General features: G+C 64.6%; 14 protein-coding genes. 7 read left to right on the top strand and 7 right to left on the bottom strand.

Going from position 1 to position 16,746, the window contains the following annotated elements:
- The first annotated feature begins 34 nt into the window (after positions 1–34).
- On the top strand, positions 35–835 hold the full coding sequence (locus ICJ04_RS04610) for a prolyl oligopeptidase family serine peptidase (protein ID WP_188326375.1): 801 nt from the start codon (positions 35–37) through the stop codon (positions 833–835).
- Positions 836–1,087: 252 nt separating this feature from the next.
- Entirely contained in the window at positions 1,088–2,032 is a 945-nt protein-coding gene (locus ICJ04_RS04605; protein WP_188326374.1) for a hypothetical protein, read from the top strand.
- A 35-nt stretch (positions 2,033–2,067) separates the two neighbouring features.
- Here the strand turns inward: ICJ04_RS04605 and ICJ04_RS04600 are convergent, their stop codons facing one another.
- From ICJ04_RS04600 to ICJ04_RS04590, 3 genes are read right to left on the bottom strand one after another with little or no spacing between them, the layout of a single operon-like run.
- A complete protein-coding gene (locus tag ICJ04_RS04600) occupies positions 2,068–3,018 on the bottom strand; it encodes an aspartate carbamoyltransferase catalytic subunit (RefSeq protein ID WP_188326373.1) in 951 nt (316 codons plus the stop codon).
- Between the two features lie 16 nt (positions 3,019–3,034).
- A complete protein-coding gene (ruvX, locus tag ICJ04_RS04595; protein WP_188326372.1) occupies positions 3,035–3,502 on the bottom strand; it encodes a Holliday junction resolvase RuvX in 468 nt (155 codons plus the stop codon).
- The gene (locus ICJ04_RS04590; RefSeq protein WP_188326371.1) at positions 3,495–4,061 is read right to left on the bottom strand and encodes a YqgE/AlgH family protein; all 567 of its coding nucleotides are present in this window, start codon (positions 4,059–4,061) and stop codon (positions 3,495–3,497) included. The genes ruvX and ICJ04_RS04590 overlap by 8 nt, the downstream gene beginning before the upstream one ends.
- Positions 4,062–4,142: 81 nt before the next feature.
- Between ICJ04_RS04590 and ICJ04_RS04585 the strand changes: the two genes are divergently transcribed.
- Both ICJ04_RS04585 and ICJ04_RS04580 read left to right on the top strand, forming a co-directional pair.
- Positions 4,143–5,939: a DUF4153 domain-containing protein gene (locus tag ICJ04_RS04585; RefSeq protein ID WP_188326370.1), complete on the top strand. Its 1,797-nt coding sequence runs from the start codon at positions 4,143–4,145 to the stop codon at positions 5,937–5,939.
- The gene (locus tag ICJ04_RS04580; protein WP_188326369.1) at positions 5,936–6,472 is read left to right on the top strand and encodes a DNA-3-methyladenine glycosylase I; all 537 of its coding nucleotides are present in this window, start codon (positions 5,936–5,938) and stop codon (positions 6,470–6,472) included. The genes ICJ04_RS04585 and ICJ04_RS04580 overlap by 4 nt, the downstream gene beginning before the upstream one ends.
- 129 nt (positions 6,473–6,601) lie before the next feature.
- Here ICJ04_RS04580 and ICJ04_RS04575 read toward each other — a convergent pair whose 3' ends face one another.
- The 4 genes from ICJ04_RS04575 to ICJ04_RS04560 all read right to left on the bottom strand — a co-directional run bounded on the left by ICJ04_RS04575 (position 6,602) and on the right by ICJ04_RS04560 (position 13,615).
- Entirely contained in the window at positions 6,602–7,309 is a 708-nt protein-coding gene (locus ICJ04_RS04575) for a YitT family protein (protein WP_188326368.1), read from the bottom strand.
- 166 nt (positions 7,310–7,475) lie between these two features.
- Positions 7,476–9,200 carry a type IV-A pilus assembly ATPase PilB gene (pilB, locus tag ICJ04_RS04570; protein WP_188326367.1) on the bottom strand — a complete coding sequence of 575 codons (1,725 nt, stop codon included), beginning with the start codon at positions 9,198–9,200 and terminating at the stop codon, positions 7,476–7,478.
- Positions 9,201–9,885: 685 nt separating this feature from the next.
- Entirely contained in the window at positions 9,886–12,933 is a 3,048-nt protein-coding gene (locus tag ICJ04_RS04565; RefSeq protein ID WP_188326366.1) for a fused MFS/spermidine synthase, read from the bottom strand.
- Positions 12,934–13,210: 277 nt separating this feature from the next.
- Positions 13,211–13,615: a pilin gene (locus ICJ04_RS04560; protein ID WP_188326365.1), complete on the bottom strand. Its 405-nt coding sequence runs from the start codon at positions 13,613–13,615 to the stop codon at positions 13,211–13,213.
- A gap of 355 nt (positions 13,616–13,970) precedes the next feature.
- Between ICJ04_RS04560 and ICJ04_RS04555 the strand changes: the two genes are divergently transcribed.
- The 3 genes from ICJ04_RS04555 to coaE are packed head-to-tail and all read left to right on the top strand — an operon-like array spanning position 13,971 to position 16,711.
- Complete coding sequence (locus ICJ04_RS04555; protein ID WP_188326364.1) at positions 13,971–15,230, top strand: type II secretion system F family protein; 1,260 nt, start codon at positions 13,971–13,973, stop codon at positions 15,228–15,230.
- A 3-nt stretch (positions 15,231–15,233) separates the two neighbouring features.
- Positions 15,234–16,097, top strand: coding sequence for an A24 family peptidase (locus ICJ04_RS04550; RefSeq protein ID WP_188326363.1), 864 nt, complete (start codon positions 15,234–15,236; stop codon positions 16,095–16,097).
- A complete protein-coding gene (gene coaE, locus ICJ04_RS04545) occupies positions 16,094–16,711 on the top strand; it encodes a dephospho-CoA kinase (protein WP_188326362.1) in 618 nt (205 codons plus the stop codon). The genes ICJ04_RS04550 and coaE overlap by 4 nt, the downstream gene beginning before the upstream one ends.
- The last annotated feature ends 35 nt before the right edge of the window (positions 16,712–16,746 follow it).

The following is a 16,746-nucleotide window of genomic DNA, read 5'->3' as shown; positions in this document are numbered from 1 at the left end:
TGGAAGCGATTACATCACTGCCTCCTGGACTCCCATGCGCCGTCTGCTGCTGCGTTGCTCCGCACTTGCCGTCTTCATGATGACCCTCGCCGGTTGCGCCACGGCGCCGGACCCCACCGCCGGGCATTTTGAATCGCGCACGATCACCGTTGACGGTCAGGCGTCGCGCTACCAGGTGTTCGTTCCCTCCGACGCCATCCGCGCGGCCGGCCCCCTGCCGGTAGTGCTGTTCCTGCACGGGTCCGGCGAGCGCGGCCGCGATGGCAGGAAGCAGACCAAGGCAGGCATCGGGCCGTATCTGCGTGAACATGCGAAGACGTTCCCGGCCTTGGTCGTGCTGCCGCAGGTGCCCAACCGCGAGGAATGGAGTGGCCGCAACAACCGCATCGCCTTGGCCGCGCTGGACGCCAGCGTTGCCGAGTTCGCTGCAGATCCCGCCCGTCAGTACCTGACCGGCATGTCGATGGGCGGCTACGGAAGCTGGAACATCGCACTGGCCGAGCCGACGCGGTTCGCCGCCATCGTGCCGGTATGCGGCGCGGTGCTGGCCCCGCGCGAAGAGCGGGAGAGCCTGTTCGTCGAGGCGGTCGCCCACGAAGCAGACCCCTACACGGCGCTTGCGGCGCGGTTGAAGAACGTGCCGATCTGGATGTTCCATGGCGCCGAGGACGACGTCGTGCCGCCAAGCGACGACCGCAAGCTGCACGCTGCATTCAAGGCAGTCGGCGCACGCGATGCCCGTTACACCGAATACCCGGACGGCAACCACAACGCGTGGGATGCCACGTACGCCGATGCGGCCATGTGGACCTGGCTGTTCGCGCAGAAGCGCTGAATCCCGGTAAGGACGGCCGCTGGCCGTCAGCCCTCCCCCACCCCACGCTCAACCCTGCACCGACTGCGCCCCGCCCTGGCAACCCGCACGATGGGCCATGAGCAGCGAAAAATTGAACGCAGGTCGCCGATCCCTCTTCGGGCACCGTGACGTCCTGACGACCAGCGGCCGGCATTCGCTACACGCGCGGTTTTTGATAGCCCACGACCGCTTCGCCAGATAGGTTGAAAGAAGAAGCCGCAGGGGTCTGACATGAAACTCGACACTGTTTGTTGGCGGGCGCCATCCGCGAGGCTGACCCTGCTCCTTGCAGGGCTCATCCTATCTGCACTGGCTAGCGCTGCGCCCACTGAGACGCTCCTTGTCGCCTTTAAACGTGATGTAAAGGTTATCTCGTCGCGCGATTCAGAAGACCGTGCCGATCAGATACGACGTGCGTTCCTTCACCACTTCGGTGCCACGCCCGCTGATTCCCAGTCCTCCACCGAACTCCTGAAAGCACGGCTGTACGGGCTGGCGACGGTCGCACATCACGCGCCGGATGAGGGCTTGGCCAAAGAAGCTGCCGCGCTGGCCTCGATACTGCACGGCCGGCAGGCAGCAGATCATCGCGAGATCAGCTACGTCCATCGCATGCTGCTGGCCCAGCGTGATTTCGACGGCGCTTCATACTGGTCCAAGCGCTTCCCCGAGGTTCAACTGACCACCGTGCCGAAGGTGGAGCGGATGTCCGCCCCACAGCGACATAACGCGTACGCGGTCTCTGCAGATGGGTCGCGGCTGCTGGAGCTCCCCCTGGACATGCACGCATATAGCGGCGTGTTGATCCTGGGGCATCCTGCCTGCGGTTTCTCACGCGAGGCGGCAGCCTGGATGCGCACGATCGCGCCAGAGCGGCGCCCATCTATGGTGAGGTGGCTGACGCCAGTGGACGGCGACCTGCAATTACCGTTGATAACGGACTGGAACGCGTCGCATCAGGATCAGGCTCTCCTTATCGCCCGCCACGAACGGGACTGGCCGTTCGTGCAGGTGTGGGATACACCGCAGTTCTTCATATTCTCAAACGGTACGCTGCAGTTGCATCTCGACGGATGGAACGAGCGGACCCAGCAGGCACTGACGAGGTGGCTCGACCTGCAGGGCCAGGCCACGCCCGATGAACAGATCCGCGAACAGGGGAAACAATCGGGGTAACACGGGGCAACGGATTGAGCCGTTGCCCCGCAGGGTCAACCCAGCAGTGTTTCCAGCACCGCCATGCGCACGGCGACGCCGTTGGCGACTTGGCGCAACACCCACGACTGCGGGCCGTCGGCCACCTCGTCGGTAACCTCCACGCCGCGGTTGATCGGGCCGGGATGCAGCACGGCGGCATCCTTTCCGGCGCGGGCCAGGCGGGCGGCATGCAGACCGTACTGCGCGTGGTACTGCTCCAGTGACGGCACCAGGCCTTCTTCCATGCGCTCGCGCTGCAGGCGCAACATCATCAGCGCGTCCACGCCTTCCAGCATGGCATCGAAGTCGTCGCCGACCACGCAGCCGTGCAGGGTGTCATCGTCCGGCAGCAGCGACTGCGGACCGCATACCCGGATCTCGCCCACGCCCAGCGTGCGCAGCGCATGCAGGTCGGTGCGGGCCACGCGCGAGTGCTTCACGTCGCCCACGATCACTACCTTCATCTTCGCGAAATCACTGCCCTTGGCCATGCGCAGGGTCAGCATGTCCAGCAGCCCTTGGGTGGGGTGCGAGCTGCGGCCGTCGCCGGCATTGATCAGCGCGGTGCCTTCGCCCGCCGAGGCAGCCAGTTCGGCCACTGCCCCATCATCGGGGTGACGCACGACGAAGCCGCGCACGCCCATCGCTTCCAGGTTGCGCAGCGTGTCGGTGGCGGTCTCGCCCTTGCGGGTGGACGAAGTGGACGCATCGAAGTTCAGGACATCGGCGCCGAGCCGCTGCGCGGCCAGCTGGAATGAGCTGCGGGTGCGCGTGGACGGCTCGAAGAACAGCGTGCAGACCGCAGACCCGGCCAGCACTGCGCGTTTGTTGCCGACCCGGCCAACGGCGGCGTCGCGGATCTGCCCCGCGCGATCCAGCAGCTGCAACAGGGTGTCGCGCGGCAGGCCTTCAAGGGTGAGCAGGTGACGCAGGCGTCCGGAAGAATCGAATTGCGAGGCAGTCATGGGCAGGGTCGGCAGGTCAGGAAACAGGAATGGCGTCATCCGGGCTGGACAACCAACGGTCGATGATCACGGCAGCGGCCACCGCGTCCAGCGCGGCGGCATCACGGCGACGCTTGCGCCCTTCGCTGCGCTCAACCGCAAAGCGGCGCGCGGCTTCGACCGAACTGGAGCGCTCGTCGATCATCACCACCGGCAGTTTGAAACGTTCCCGCAACTGGCGGGCGAAGCCCTGCGCACGCTTGCGGTTGGGTTGGTCCTTGCCGTCCAGAGTGAGCGGATCACCCACCACCAGGCCGTTGGGCGACCATTCTTTGATCAATCGTTCCACCGCCGCCCAGTCCGGTCCGCTGCCGTGTACATCCACCACGGCCACCGCGCGCGCATGCGCAGCGAACGCACTGCCGATGGCTACGCCGATGCGGCGCGAGCCGACGTCAAAGCCCAGCACCGTGCCATCGCGGGGGATGGCGGCCGGCTCAGACATGGCCGCTGTAATCGGTCATCCGGAACATGTCCACGCCGATGCGCGAGGCCGCGCCCTGCCAGCGCTCGTCCAGCGGGGTGCGGAACAGCAGGTCGGCGTCGGCCGGCACGGTGAGCCAGCTGTTGTCCGCCAGTTCGCCTTCCAGCTGCCCTTCGCCCCACCCCGCACAGCCGAGGGTGACCAAAGCATTGGCCGGGCCATCGCCGCGTGCCATCGCTTCCAGGATGTCGCGCGAGGTGGTCAGGAACAGGCCATCGCCCACGGGCAGGCTGGACTCCCACGCACGTGCGTCGTCATGGATGACGAAGCCGCGTTCGGGGTGTACCGGGCCGCCGTTGAGCACCACGCGCACGCGCAGCGCCTCGTCGTCGGTGGTGATGTCCATCTGGGCCAGCACCTCACCAATGGTGTAGTCGGTGGGCTGGTTCACCAGCACGCCCATGGTGCCGTTTTCATCGTGCTGGCAGATCAGCGCGACGCTACGGGCAAAGGGCGCCTCTGCCAGCGAGGGCAGCGCGACGAGCAGATGATGGGCGAGGGATGTGGAGATCTCAGGCATGGGCCACATTCTACCTGCTGGGCCGTGTGTGGGTGCGTGAGACGGTAGGATGGCGGCCACGCCGCAGCTTGTGAGACCGCGATGCCCACCAGCCCCCCACTGCCCCCGTCCACCCGCAGTGCCATCGTGCTCATTGCGCTGTTGCAGGGGCTGATGCTGTACGTGGCGCAGGAACTGGCCGGCAGTTGGCCGCTGCAGGATATCGGCTCGCGCTACCGCTGGTATGCGTGGGTGCTGACCGTGCCCACCGCCATCGCGCTGACCGCCGTGGACCTGCGTGACCGCCGACTGTGGCTGCACGCCGCAGTGGCGTCGGTGGTGGTGCTGGGGCTGTCCAGCTGGATCGGCTGGAACCTGCAGGGCGAGACCGGGCTGCGCAGCGAACCCTTGCGCCTGCCGTTCTCGCTGGCGATGGCCATTGCCACGTTCATCAGCCTGCCGTGGTGGCAGTATCGGTTGCAGCACGGGCACTGGCGCGCCAGCTATGACGCGCTGTTCGAACGCGCGTGGCAGAACGGTCTGACGCTGGCCTTGGCCGCGTTGTTCACCCTGCTCACCTGGTTGCTGCTGTGGTTGTGGGCAGCGCTGTTCGGTCTGTTGAACATCACCTTCTTCAAGGAGCTGTTCGGCCAGGACGCCTTCATCGCCTTGGCCACCGGCACGCTGGCCGGCTTCGGCGTACTGATTGGCCGCACCCAGCAGCGCGCGATCCAGATCACCCGTCAGGTGCTGTTCGCCGTATGCCGCGGGTTGCTGCCACTCTTGTCTTTCATAACGGTGATCTTCACCGTCAGCCTGCCCTTCACCGGCCTGGACGCGTTGTGGAACACCCGCTCGGCCGCCTTCCTGCTGATCACCCTGACACTGCTGCTGGTGACCTTCGTCAACGCCGTCTACCAGCATGACAGCGACACACCGCCCTACCCTGCATGGCTGCGGCGTCTGGTGGAAGCCAGCCTGCTCGCGCTGCCGGTGCTCGCCGCGCTGGCGCTGTATGCCACGTGCCTGCGCATCACCCAGTACGGCTGGACGCTGGACCGCTTCTGGGCCGTGTTGATCGCTGTGGTGGTGATCGGTTACGCGCTGGGTTACGGCTGGGCGGCGGTGCATCGGCGCGGGCGCTGGCTGCAGGGGCTGGAGCCGGTCAACCGGGTCATGTGCTGGGTGGTGCTCGGCGCAGCCCTGCTGTCGAGCTCGCCCCTGCTGGACCCGGCCCGCATCACCGTCGCCAGCCAGCGCGCGCGTCTGCTGGCCAACCCCGATGGCATCAGCATCGCCGATGCGATGATGCTGCGCTTCGAGGTCGGCCGCCGCGGCGTGCAGGCCCTGCGTGACCTGCAGCAGGAGCCTGCATTTGTTGCCGACGCACGTGCGAGCAGCGTGGTCACCCAGGTGCTGGCCCGCACCGGGCAGTGGGGCACAGGCGAGCCGGCCATCGACGCGGGCATTCGGGATGTCACCGTGCTGCGCAAGCGCCTGCCGCTTGCCAGCGGATCAGCATCCCCGCCGGACAGCTGGTGGCAGGCGCTGCTGGCACGAAAGCTGGAAGCCGCTGACTGCTTGGACGGCGAAAAACCCTGCGTGATCGTAAGCGCTGACTTCGACAACGACGGCCGACAGGACGTGCTGCTGTGTGCCTTGCCGCATCAGCTGGGCGCGTATTGCCAGTTGCACGCACTGGGCCGCCAGGGCTGGTGGACCGCAGGCAGTTATGCATTTGGTTCCGGTGATACCCGCGATGGCAGTGCACAGCTGCATGCCGCCGTTCGCGAGGGCAAGCTGGTTCCACAGGCGCCGCGCTGGCCCGGTCTGGCGGTCGATGGCCGGACGCCGGTCAGCATCGATAATCTTTCCGAAGAACCGGAGCAGACGCCATGAGCGGCTATTGCCTCATCGCCCCCGGCCATCCCGTACATGGCCATTACCATGACCACGAATATGGCTTTCCGCAGCGCGAAGAACGCGAACTGTTCGAGCGGCTGGTGCTGGAAATCAACCAGGCTGGGCTGAGCTGGGAAACCATCCTGAAGAAGCGCGAAGGATTCCGCCGCGCCTATGACGGGTTCGATGTGGATGTGGTGGCGGCCTACGAACAGCCGGACATCGACCGCCTGCTCGGTGACGCGGGCATCATCCGCAACCGCTTGAAGGTGGCCGCGGCGATCCACAATGCGCAGGTGATCCAAGGGCTGCGTGAGCGCCACGGCAGCTTCGTCGGGTGGCTGGATGCGCATCACCCGCTGGACAAAGCCGAGTGGGTGAAGCTGTTCAAGAAGACGTTCCGCTTCACCGGCGGCGAGATCACCGGCGAGTTCCTGATGAGCCTGGGCTACCTGAAAGGCGCCCACGCCGATGACTGCCCGGTGCAGGCGCGGATACTCGAATTGAAACCCGCGTGGGCGTCCCGGTAACGCCTGCGCCCGGTAGCGCCGAGCCATGCTCGGCGAGCGCAACGGCCGATCAGACGCCCATGTACCGGCCCCGGCGGTAACGCCTGCGCCCGGTAGCGCCGAGCCATGCTCGGCGAGCGCAGCGGCCGATCAGACGCCCATGTACCTACCGGGGCGATGGTTGAACATCAGCACCAAGCTGAGCACTACCGCGCCGATCGCCGAATACATGACCTGGATCGGCGCCAGCACAGAGAACGACACCAGCATCAGCATGGCATCGAAGCTCATCTGCACCTTGCCAGCGCTCCAGCCGCGGGTACGCTGCAGGTAGACCGCCAGGATGCCGATGCCGCCCAGGCTGGCCCGGTGACGGATGAAAAACAGGATGCCCAGCCCAGCCAGCGCACCGCCCACCACTGCCGAATACAACGGCGCGATGTGCGCGAAATCGGCCCAGCGCGGTAGCAGGTCGGTCAGGATGCCGCAGGCGGTGACGGCCGCGAAGGTCTTCAGGGTGAACTCCCAGCCCATGCGGCGCACGCCCACCCAGTAGAACGGCAGATTGACCAGCACGAACACCAGCCCGAAGTTCCAGCCGGCGGCGTAGTGGATCAGGAAGGCGAGCCCGGCCATGCCACCGATCATCAGCCCGCCCTTGGCAAAGATGGCCAGACCCAACGACGCCACCAACGTGGCCAGCACCATGCCCTGCACGTCCTCGGCATACGAATGACGCAATGATTTGGCATCCAGCGCAGTGCCGGCAACGTCCGGCGGCGGGGTCAGCGGACCGGCAGTGACGAGGTGGCCGTCAGCGTCGTCGCACGGCGCGGGGCCATGGGATTGGAGGGACATGAGCGTGGGGTGTCGCGGTGGGGAGACGTATTAGACACGATCCCGATGACAGTTGCAGTTGAAATCATTCACGGTCGTGATGGCCGAGGCGATTCAGGCCAGAGACCGGTGATGACGGCCGCTGGCCGTCATCACCAGGAATGACGGCCAGCGGCCGTCAGCACCCTCAGTCCTTGGTCACGCGGTTGATCTCAGCCAGGCTGGTCACGCCCTTGCCAGCCTTGATCAACGCGGACTGGCGCAGGTCATTCACGCCGATCGCCTGGGCGGCATCGGCAATCTGCAGCGCGTTGCCGCCAGCCAGGATGATCGTCGAGATCTCATCGGTCATCGGCATCACCTGATACAGGCCGGTACGGCCCTTGTAGCCTTCCGTGCACTCATCACAGCCGACCGCTTCATACAGTTCGATGCCCGCATCCAGCTGGGCCTGGGTAAAGCCCTCGGCCAGCAAGGCATGCGCCGGCAGGTCGGTGCGGCGCTTGCAGTTGTTGCACAGGCGACGCGCCAGGCGCTGGGCGATCACCAGCGTGACCGAACTGGTGATGTTGTACGGCGCGATGCCCATGTTCATCAGGCGTGCGATGGTCTGCGGCGCGTCATTGGTATGCAGCGTGGACAGCACCATGTGACCGGTCTGCGCCGCCTTGATCGCAATCTCGGCCGTTTCCAGGTCGCGGATTTCGCCGACCATGATGATGTCCGGATCCTGGCGCAGGAACGAACGCAGCGCGGCGGCAAACGTCATGCCGCGCTTGTTGTTCTGCTGCACCTGGTTCACGCCGGGCAGGCGGATTTCCACCGGATCTTCGGCCGTGGAGATATTGCGCGTTTCATCATTCAGGATGCCCAGCGCGGTGTACAGCGACACGGTCTTGCCCGAGCCGGTCGGTCCCGTCACCAGCACCATGCCGTACGGCTTGTGGATGGCGTCCAGGAACAGTTTCTGCTGATCGGCCTCATAGCCCAGCTTGTCGATGCCCAGCTTGGCCGCACTGCCGTCCAGGATACGCAGCACCACCTTTTCACCGAACAGCGTGGGCAGGGTGCTGACGCGGAAGTCGATCTGCTTGGTCTTGCTCAGGTTGAGCTTGATGCGCCCATCCTGCGGCACGCGCTTTTCGGCGATATCCAGCTGCGCCATGACTTTCAGGCGCGCCGCGATGCGCTGGTTCAACTTGACCGGCGCACGCGCCACCATCTTCAGCAGGCCATCGATGCGCAGGCGCACGCGATAGTCATCTTCGTAGGGCTCGAAATGGATATCCGACGCGCCCTTGCGGATTGCATCCACCAGCACCTTGTTGACGAACTTCACTACCGGGGTGTCATCACCCTTGGCGTCGATGCCCGAGTCGCTGGCCGCCATGTCGTCGTCGGTGCCGATCTCGAGGTTCGCCATGCCCTCGTCGTCGTCGCCCATGGACGAGGTCATCGAATCGTGGCTGGTCTGCCACTGCTCCAGCGCCCGGCGGATCTGGTCGTCATCGACCAGGATCGACTCCACCACCAGGTTGGTGTGGAACTTGATCTCGTCCAGCGAATGGGTGGGGTTGCTGGTGCCCACGTACAGCTTGCCGCCCCGCTTGAACAGCGGCAACACGTGATGCTTGCGCAGCAGTTCCTCGCTGACCAGGCTGATCGCGCTCTGATTGGCGTCGAACACGCTGACATCGAACAGCGGCATGCCGAACTCGAGCGCGTTGGCCGCGGCGAGCTGCGAGGCGGTGACGACCTTGTTCTGGGCGAACCATTGCGGCAGCGGCAACCGCGCAGCGGTCGCCTTGGCCATCGCATCGCGGGCGCCGGCTTCATCCAACGCACCGTCCTGCACCAGACGGCGCGCGATGCCGGTGATACCGACGAGGTTAGCGGTGGCAACTGCGTTCATGCGGCTCCTCACTCCAGACCACCCGGCGCATCCCGCCCCACATGGCCCTGCATTGTTGGTCCGCTGCCGGCTCCCCCTGCAGCCCTTACATCTTACCTGAGTCGGCCACGTTGCCCTGCACTGCCCCAGCGGATCACCGCCTCGACCTGTCGGTAGCGCCGACCCCTGGTCGGCGAACGCAACGCGCGGCCTGCGTCAGGCACCACAATGCCGTACAGAATCCGCCGAGCACGGCTCGGCGCTACCGGATTGCCGATCACCCGGTAGCGCCGACCCACGGTCGGCGAGCGCAAAGCGCGGCCTGTGTCAGGCACCACAATCCCAGACAGAACCCGCCGAGCACGGCTCGGCGCTACCGGATTGCCGATCACCCGGTAGCGCCGACCCACGGTCGGCGAGCGCAAAGCGCGGCCTGTGTCAGGCACCACAATCCCAGACAGAACCCGCCGAGCACGGCTCGGCGCTACCGGATTGCCGATCACCCGGTAGCGCCGACCCATGGTCGGCGAGCGCAAAGCGCGGCCTGCGTCAGACACCCCACTCCCGGACAGAACCCGCCGAGCACGGCTCGGCGCTACCCGATTGCCGATCACCCGGTAGCGCCGACCCATGGTCGGCGAGCGCGAAGCGCGGCCTGTGTCAGACACCACAATGCCGGACAGAATCCGCCGAGCACGGCTCGGGCCTACCGGTCCTGTTTCCCCAACGCAGCCATGTAGGTCAGCAGCCGCAGCCGGCCACTGGCTCGTGCATCCGGCCCCAGCGCATCCCAATAGCGATCCGACAGCGCCCGCGCCAATCGCGTGTCACCGCTCGCCCACGCAGCGTGCTGCAGCGCGCCGAACAGGTAATACCCTGATCGCGCATCTGCCAGCAGCCCCGCGCTATGCCGCCCTTCCAGCAACCGCTGCCCTGTCGCCAGCACCTGTGCGTGGTCATCAGACGCGGCAGCCGACACCAGGGCCAGCGCATCAATCACCGTCGGATCGCGCAACGGGCAAGGCCGCCACGTCGGCCTCACCCACAGCGCTTCGCGTTCTTCGGGTGCAAGGAACGGCACCGTCTCCCCCGCCAGGAAGAAGACCAGCCCGGCGGTCTCCAGCGGCGTAATCTCCAGCTCGCAGCGAGCGCCCAATGTGCGCAGCGCGTCCGCCAACGCATGGTCGCCGCCGCCAGGCAGGTCCGCGCCATGCTGCAGGCGCTGGGACAACAGCTGCGCGGTGGTGCGACGCTGCAATACCTGCAGATTCAACTGGCTGCCATCGGCGCGGGGCAGTCGCGGCTCTGCCCCACCCCAGTCGCGCGTCAGCGGCCAGGGTGCGGTCATGATCGATTCCACGTCGCCGACATACCCCTGCTGGAAGCGGGCCACTGGCGCGCGCAAGGTTAGAATCGGGTGGTAATCGGAATGACGCGGCGACGGATACAAAGCCGGATACGCACGCAGCGCAGCATCTCCCATGGCGAAGGTGTCGCGCAGGTCATCCAGCCCATGTACGCCCACGCGCGCCAGCTCCGCACGCAGCGCCGGCTGGTCGAAGATTTCCGCGTTGAGCTCCGGCAGACGGCCTTTCGGCGTCGCGACGATGATCAGGTCTGAATCGTTGGCCAGATACGCACGAACATCGCTGAAATGATCCACCAGCCCATCCAGTACGGACGACACCAGCTCCGGCGTGATCTCGTACAACTGCAGCCACTGCACGAACAGCCCACCCTCGTTGAGCTGGCGTGGGACGAATGCATAAAACTCATCGCTGAACAACGACGCCGTGCCGCCCACCCACGGATTGGACGGCTCGGAAATGATCAGGTCGTACCGCTGCCCACTGCCCGCGAAGTGCGCCTTGGCATCATCGATGACGATATGCGAGCGTGGATCGGTATAGGCGCGCGACACACGATCACCGAACAGGCGCGCGCCCTCCACCATCGCCGGCTCGATCTCCACCGTGTCCACACGCGCCACGCGCGGATCGCCGAGCAGCGTGTGCGTGGTAAGGCCGGATCCAAAGCCGATCACCCCCACCCGATCAACGCCATGGCCCAGCGCCAAAGGCAATGCCCCCAGCAACACCATCGTGGACTCATCGCCACTGGGCTCCTGGTCCAGGGTGACCGTCATGCCGGCATCCACCTTGCCATTGGTGGCAATCGAACGCACCGGACCGGCGCCGCGATCGGTCTCGAATACAGACACAGTGGCGGTCTGGCCATCCTTGAAGAACAGCATCTTCGCGCTGTCATGCAGGCGTGCACCCCCGTGGCGATACACCGACGAACTGAGCACCAGCGGATCGAAGCGCACCAGACTGACAGCAGCGACGACGCCGGCAAGGCCCAACGCGACCGCAGTGAACGCGCCCGTCCGGGAGCCTGTGCGACGGGTCGCCTTTTCGCGGCTCGCGATGGGCCACAACAGCCACACACCCAAAGCTATGTCTGCCACCGCCGCGACCAGCAGTGCGTACTTCAACCCCAGCATCGGCATCAGGACATGCACGGCGGCCAGCACACCGACGATCGCACCCAGCGTATTGAACGCATACACCTGCCCGATCACCTTTTCACCGCGTCCCTCGCGCAGCAGCGCCAGCGTCAGCAGTGGCAATGTCATGCCTGCGAAGAACGCCGCCGGGAACATCACCGCCACCGCGATTACCGCACTGGCCACGCTGTACAGACCGTAGCCTTCCGCACTGCGCACGATCACCCGCATCAGCCAGCCGACCCACTCGAAGGCCTGCGCATAGACGAACATCGACGCCAACGCGGCAAGGCCCATCAGCACCTGCACCCAGCCCGCCACGCGTAGGGGAGAAACCATGCGGTCGGCCCGGTGGCGCAACCACAGCCCACCGAAGGCGATGCCGGCGATGAACGCGGCAAGCATCAGCTCGAACGAGTGCAAGGTGGTGCCCAAAGCGAGCGACAGCATGCGCACCCAGGTTATTTCGTAGACGAACGAGGTAGCTCCGGTCAGCAGCGCGATGCTGAGCACGGCCAGCACCGGCATGACCCGGAGCGTGGAGTGCCCGCTTGCTTCGCCGGATCGCGGGGGTGATGCCGGGTTCTCGGCCTTCGCGTTGACTGCGTGACCTAGTCCGCCCCGCGCCAGTGGATAGATCAGCGCGGCCACGACGATATTCAGCGCCCCTGCCACCATCACCGCACCCGGCAAGCCCAACGCAGGCAGCAGGAGATACGTGGATGCCAGTGCGCCACACGCCGCGCCGATGCTGTTGGCGAAATAAAGCCCCGCCAGCACTTCGCCCTGCGCCTGCGGCTGCGCACGCAGGTAGCCCGCGCTCATCAAAGGGAACGTTGCGCCGAGCAGGATGCATTGGGGCAATACCAGTATCGTCGCCAGCAGCCAACGCAAGGCGGTGGCGCCCTGCCCTTGCAGCCCCGGCAACAGATACGTGTATGCCAGCCCGGTGATGCCCTGGAACGTCCAATCGAATACGAGGCCAAGGATGCCGATCAGCAGCTCGATGGCGGCGTAGGCCAGCAGCGGGTAACGCCAAGCAGTGCTGCGCCGGCTGGCCCACCATGCGCCCAGGGCCATGCCGCCCATGAAGAGCATGAGGACGAGGGACTGGGCGTGGGACGAGTGGCCGAGGAACAGGCCGAGGTACTGACTCCAGATGGACTGGTAGATCAGGCCGGCGAAGCCGGAGAGGATGAAGATGGGGAGGAGGTAGATGCTGGGGTGGCGGGTGGCGGGGGTCATCTATTGGGGCAGTCGAAAGGCACACGTTCCCTCTTACCGAAGGAATCGACCCCAGTCAACGAGCGGAATTCTCGAGTCGCCCCACCCACTCATAACCTTTTGGTGAGATAGATTTTTGAGCTCCTGACCGAACAGGTCTACTCGCGACCTGGCATGCCAGGTCGGTACGCGCCGCGAATCCTTCCAGCTAACAAGGCTCGTAAAAAAAAAGGGCTCTGCAAACGCAGAGCCCTTGTCTCACTGACTTAAATCCACCTTATGAGTGGTGTCAATGGACTTAGCTGCGGCACTCAGCCGGCAGGTACTTTGGTTCACTCTCGGAAGCGCAGGTCCAACGCGTACCCGCATCGACCAGGTCAGGGGTGTAGGTCAGAACGACTTCGGCCGCCTTCTCGGTACCCGTGACGGTCACAACGCCAGCTGCACATTCAAGCGAGGCAGTGTTAGTGGTGGGGGTGTCGAAGGTAGCAACGCCGCGGCAGGCATTGTCATTAATCGCATTCTCGCTAGCGATGTTTTCACCAATCGTCGCCTTCGCGCCCGAAGCGAGCACGGCCATTTCGGAGACACGCGAGCGGATGGTGTAGTCCTGATACGCCGGCAGAGCGATAGCAGCCAGGATTGCGATGATCGCAACAACGATCATCAGTTCGATGAGGGTAAAGCCCTTCTGGTTCTTCATTTTTATACATCCCCAAGAAAAAAAGTTGGCACGGAAGAGGAATTGCTGCCGGAGCCGGTGATCCCACCGGATGAGCGGGTCGCAGCGCCTTGCGGGTGAAGTCAAAGCAGGTTACGTGCCAACTTTCCCCGGCACGACCAATCTTCCCCGGGCACAATGATGGCAGCATTTGCAGATTTGAGAAGCTCCCGGACCTTGAAGTGCGATGCACCCCGCAATGTGACGCAGGGCGTCACTTTAGGTCACTTCCGGCCCAGTCTGATGTAGTCAGCCCCCTGCACTGCCCAGATGGCTACGAATCCGCTAGCATCTCGAAATAGATGCCTGCTGGGGATGGCAGGCCGGGGAGTGCAGAATGTCCGCAAGTCGCAGTGCGATGAAGAAAGAGCCCGTGGCGCGCAGCACCACGGAGATGGCACCGTTTGTCTGGGAGGGGACCGACAAGCGGGGCGTGAAGATGAAAGGTGAGCAGTTGGCCAAGAATGCCAATCTGCTCAAGGCAGAGCTTCGACGTCAGGGGATCACACCCAAGATCGTGAAACCAAAGAGCAAGCCGCTGTTTGGTGCGGCAGGCAAGCCTGTGTCTGCTAAAGATATCGCCTTCTTCAGTCGTCAGATGGCGACTATGATGAAATCCGGCGTACCAATTGTCTCGTCATTGGAGATCATTGGCGGTGGTCATAAGAACCCCCGGATGAAGAAGATGGTGGACTCAATTCGAACGGATATTGAAGGGGGTTCGTCGCTACATGAGGCCATCAGCAGGCATCCGGTACAGTTCGACGAGCTGTATCGAAACCTGGTCCGAGCTGGTGAAGGGGCTGGTGTGCTGGAGACGGTGCTCGATACGGTCGCCAATTACAAAGAGAACATTGAGGCGTTGAAGGGCAAGATCAAGAAGGCATTGTTCTACCCTGCGATGGTCATGGCAGTTGCTCTTATCGTTTCGTCAATCCTTCTGCTTTTCGTGGTTCCCCAGTTCGAAGAAGTGTTCGCCGGCTTCGGGGCCGAGCTTCCCGCGTTTACTCAGATCATTGTCAATATGTCGCGTTTCATGACGTCGTGGTGGTGGCTGATCGCGATCATAATCGCGGGAGTGATCGTCGGCTCCATCATGGCCTACAAGCGCTCTCCTAAAATGCAGCACACCATGGACCGGTTCATCCTCAAGGTCCCGGTCATCGGCCAGATCATGCACAACAGCTCGATCGCCCGCTTCGCCCGCACCACGGCGGTAACCTTCAAAGCCGGTGTCCCGCTGGTCGAAGCCCTCGGCATCGTCGCAGGCGCTACCGGCAACAAGGTGTACGAAGAAGGCGTGCTGCGTATGCGTGACGACGTGTCGGTCGGCTACCCGGTCAACATGGCCATGAAGCAGATCAACCTGTTCCCGCACATGGTGGTGCAGATGACCGCCATCGGCGAAGAGGCCGGCGCCCTGGACACCATGCTGTTCAAGGTGGCGGAGTACTTCGAGCAAGAGGTCAACAACGCCGTCGATTCGCTCAGCAGCCTGCTGGAACCGATGATCATGGTCTTCATTGGCGTGGTCGTTGGCGGTATGGTGATCGGCATGTACTTGCCCATCTTCAAACTCGGCGCGGTGGTTGGATAACACATGGCATTTCTAGACCAGCATCCCGGCCTCGGCTTTCCCGCCGCGGCCGGCCTGGGGTTGTTGCTCGGCAGCTTCCTCAACGTTGTCATCCTGCGCCTGCCCAAGCGGCTGGAGTGGCAGTGGAAGCGTGACGCGCACGAGGTGCTGGAGCAGGAGGACATCTACGAGCCGCCGCCGCCTGGCATCGTGGTGGAGCCGTCGCACTGCCCGCATTGCAAGCACAAGCTGGCGTGGTACGAGAACATCCCGCTGTTCAGCTGGCTGATCCAGCGTGGCAAGTGTCGTCATTGCCACGTCCCGATCTCCATCCAATATCCGCTGGTCGAGCTGCTGACCGCCGTACTGGTGCTGGCCAGCGTGTGGCAGTTCGGCTTCGGCTGGCAGGGCTTCGGTGCCATCGTGCTGTCGTGCTTCCTGGTGGCGCTGTCCGGCATCGACGTGCGAACGCAGCTGCTGCCGGACCAGCTCACCCTGCCGCTGATGTGGCTGGGACTGATAGGGGCTGTCGATAACCTGTACATGCCGGCCAAACCTGCCCTGCTGGGTGCGCTGGTGGGCTATCTGTCACTGTGGTCGGTCTGGTGGATCTTCAAACAGCTGACGGGCAAGGAAGGCATGGGCCACGGCGACTTCAAGCTGCTGGCCGCACTGGGCGCTTGGGTAGGCCTGAAGGGCATCCTCCCGATCATCCTGCTGTCGTCGGTGGTGGGCGCGATCATCGGCTCCATCCTGCTGTACAGCCAAGGCCGCGACCGCGCGACGCCTATCCCGTTCGGCCCCTATCTGGCGATCGCCGGCTGGTTGGTCTTCATGTGGGGCGAGCCGCTGATCAATGCCTACCTGAGTTACGCGAACCTGCGATGAGCCGGTTCGTGGTCGGCCTGACCGGGGGCATCGCCTCCGGAAAAAGCGAAGTGACCCGCCGCTTTGAAGCGCTTGGCGTCACCGTGGCCGACGCCGATGTGGCTGCCCGTGCAGTGGTGTCCCAAGGCAGCCCGGCGCTGGCGATGATCGCCGAACGCTTCGGGCCGGACATGCTGCAGGCCGATGGCACGCTGGACCGTGGCCGCCTGCGTGCTCATGTGTTTGCCGCCGTGGCGGAGCGTAAAGCGCTGGAAGCGATCACCCACCCGGCCATTCGCCAACTGCTGCACGACCAGTGCGCGCAGGCGGAAAGCCCTTACGCCATTGCCGCCATCCCCTTGCTTACCGAAGCTGGCGGCCGCGATGCCTATAGCTGGCTGGATCGGATACTGGTGGTGGACGCGCCGGAAGCCCTTCAACTTGCCCGGCTGATGCAGCGCGACGGCAGCGACGCGGTGCTGGCGCAGCAGATGATCGACGCGCAGGCCAGCCGCGCGCAGCGGCTCGCCCTGGCGGACGATGTAGTGCCCAACGATGGCCACCCGGATGCATTGCAGGCGCAAGTCGAGCGGCTGCATGCGATCTACCTGCAACTTGCGACCGCCGCGGCCTGATTCCTCGTAGCGCCGAGCCACGCTCGGCGAGCGCA

The sequence above is a fragment of the Stenotrophomonas sp. 169 genome (genome assembly GCF_014621775.1).
In the GTDB taxonomy this organism is placed as follows: Bacteria; Pseudomonadota; Gammaproteobacteria; order Xanthomonadales; family Xanthomonadaceae; genus Stenotrophomonas.
This window is presented reverse-complemented; position numbering and strand designations above follow the sequence as displayed.

What these genes read in the sequence shown, in the direction of transcription:
- ICJ04_RS04610 (WP_188326375.1), top strand. Translation starts at nt 35, where the DNA reads ATGCGCCGTCTGCTGCTGCGTTGCTCCGCACTTGCCGTCTTCATGATG.
- ICJ04_RS04605 (WP_188326374.1), top strand. Translation starts at nt 1,088, where the DNA reads ATGAAACTCGACACTGTTTGTTGGCGGGCGCCATCCGCGAGGCTGACC.
- ICJ04_RS04600 (WP_188326373.1), bottom strand. Translation starts at nt 3,018, where the DNA reads ATGACTGCCTCGCAATTCGATTCTTCCGGACGCCTGCGTCACCTGCTC.
- ruvX (WP_188326372.1), bottom strand. Translation starts at nt 3,502, where the DNA reads ATGTCTGAGCCGGCCGCCATCCCCCGCGATGGCACGGTGCTGGGCTTT.
- ICJ04_RS04590 (WP_188326371.1), bottom strand. Translation starts at nt 4,061, where the DNA reads ATGCCTGAGATCTCCACATCCCTCGCCCATCATCTGCTCGTCGCGCTG.
- ICJ04_RS04585 (WP_188326370.1), top strand. Translation starts at nt 4,143, where the DNA reads ATGCCCACCAGCCCCCCACTGCCCCCGTCCACCCGCAGTGCCATCGTG.
- ICJ04_RS04580 (WP_188326369.1), top strand. Translation starts at nt 5,936, where the DNA reads ATGAGCGGCTATTGCCTCATCGCCCCCGGCCATCCCGTACATGGCCAT.
- ICJ04_RS04575 (WP_188326368.1), bottom strand. Translation starts at nt 7,309, where the DNA reads ATGTCCCTCCAATCCCATGGCCCCGCGCCGTGCGACGACGCTGACGGC.
- pilB (WP_188326367.1), bottom strand. Translation starts at nt 9,200, where the DNA reads ATGAACGCAGTTGCCACCGCTAACCTCGTCGGTATCACCGGCATCGCG.
- ICJ04_RS04565 (WP_188326366.1), bottom strand. Translation starts at nt 12,933, where the DNA reads ATGACCCCCGCCACCCGCCACCCCAGCATCTACCTCCTCCCCATCTTC.
- ICJ04_RS04560 (WP_188326365.1), bottom strand. Translation starts at nt 13,615, where the DNA reads ATGAAGAACCAGAAGGGCTTTACCCTCATCGAACTGATGATCGTTGTT.
- ICJ04_RS04555 (WP_188326364.1), top strand. Translation starts at nt 13,971, where the DNA reads ATGTCCGCAAGTCGCAGTGCGATGAAGAAAGAGCCCGTGGCGCGCAGC.
- ICJ04_RS04550 (WP_188326363.1), top strand. Translation starts at nt 15,234, where the DNA reads ATGGCATTTCTAGACCAGCATCCCGGCCTCGGCTTTCCCGCCGCGGCC.
- coaE (WP_188326362.1), top strand. Translation starts at nt 16,094, where the DNA reads ATGAGCCGGTTCGTGGTCGGCCTGACCGGGGGCATCGCCTCCGGAAAA.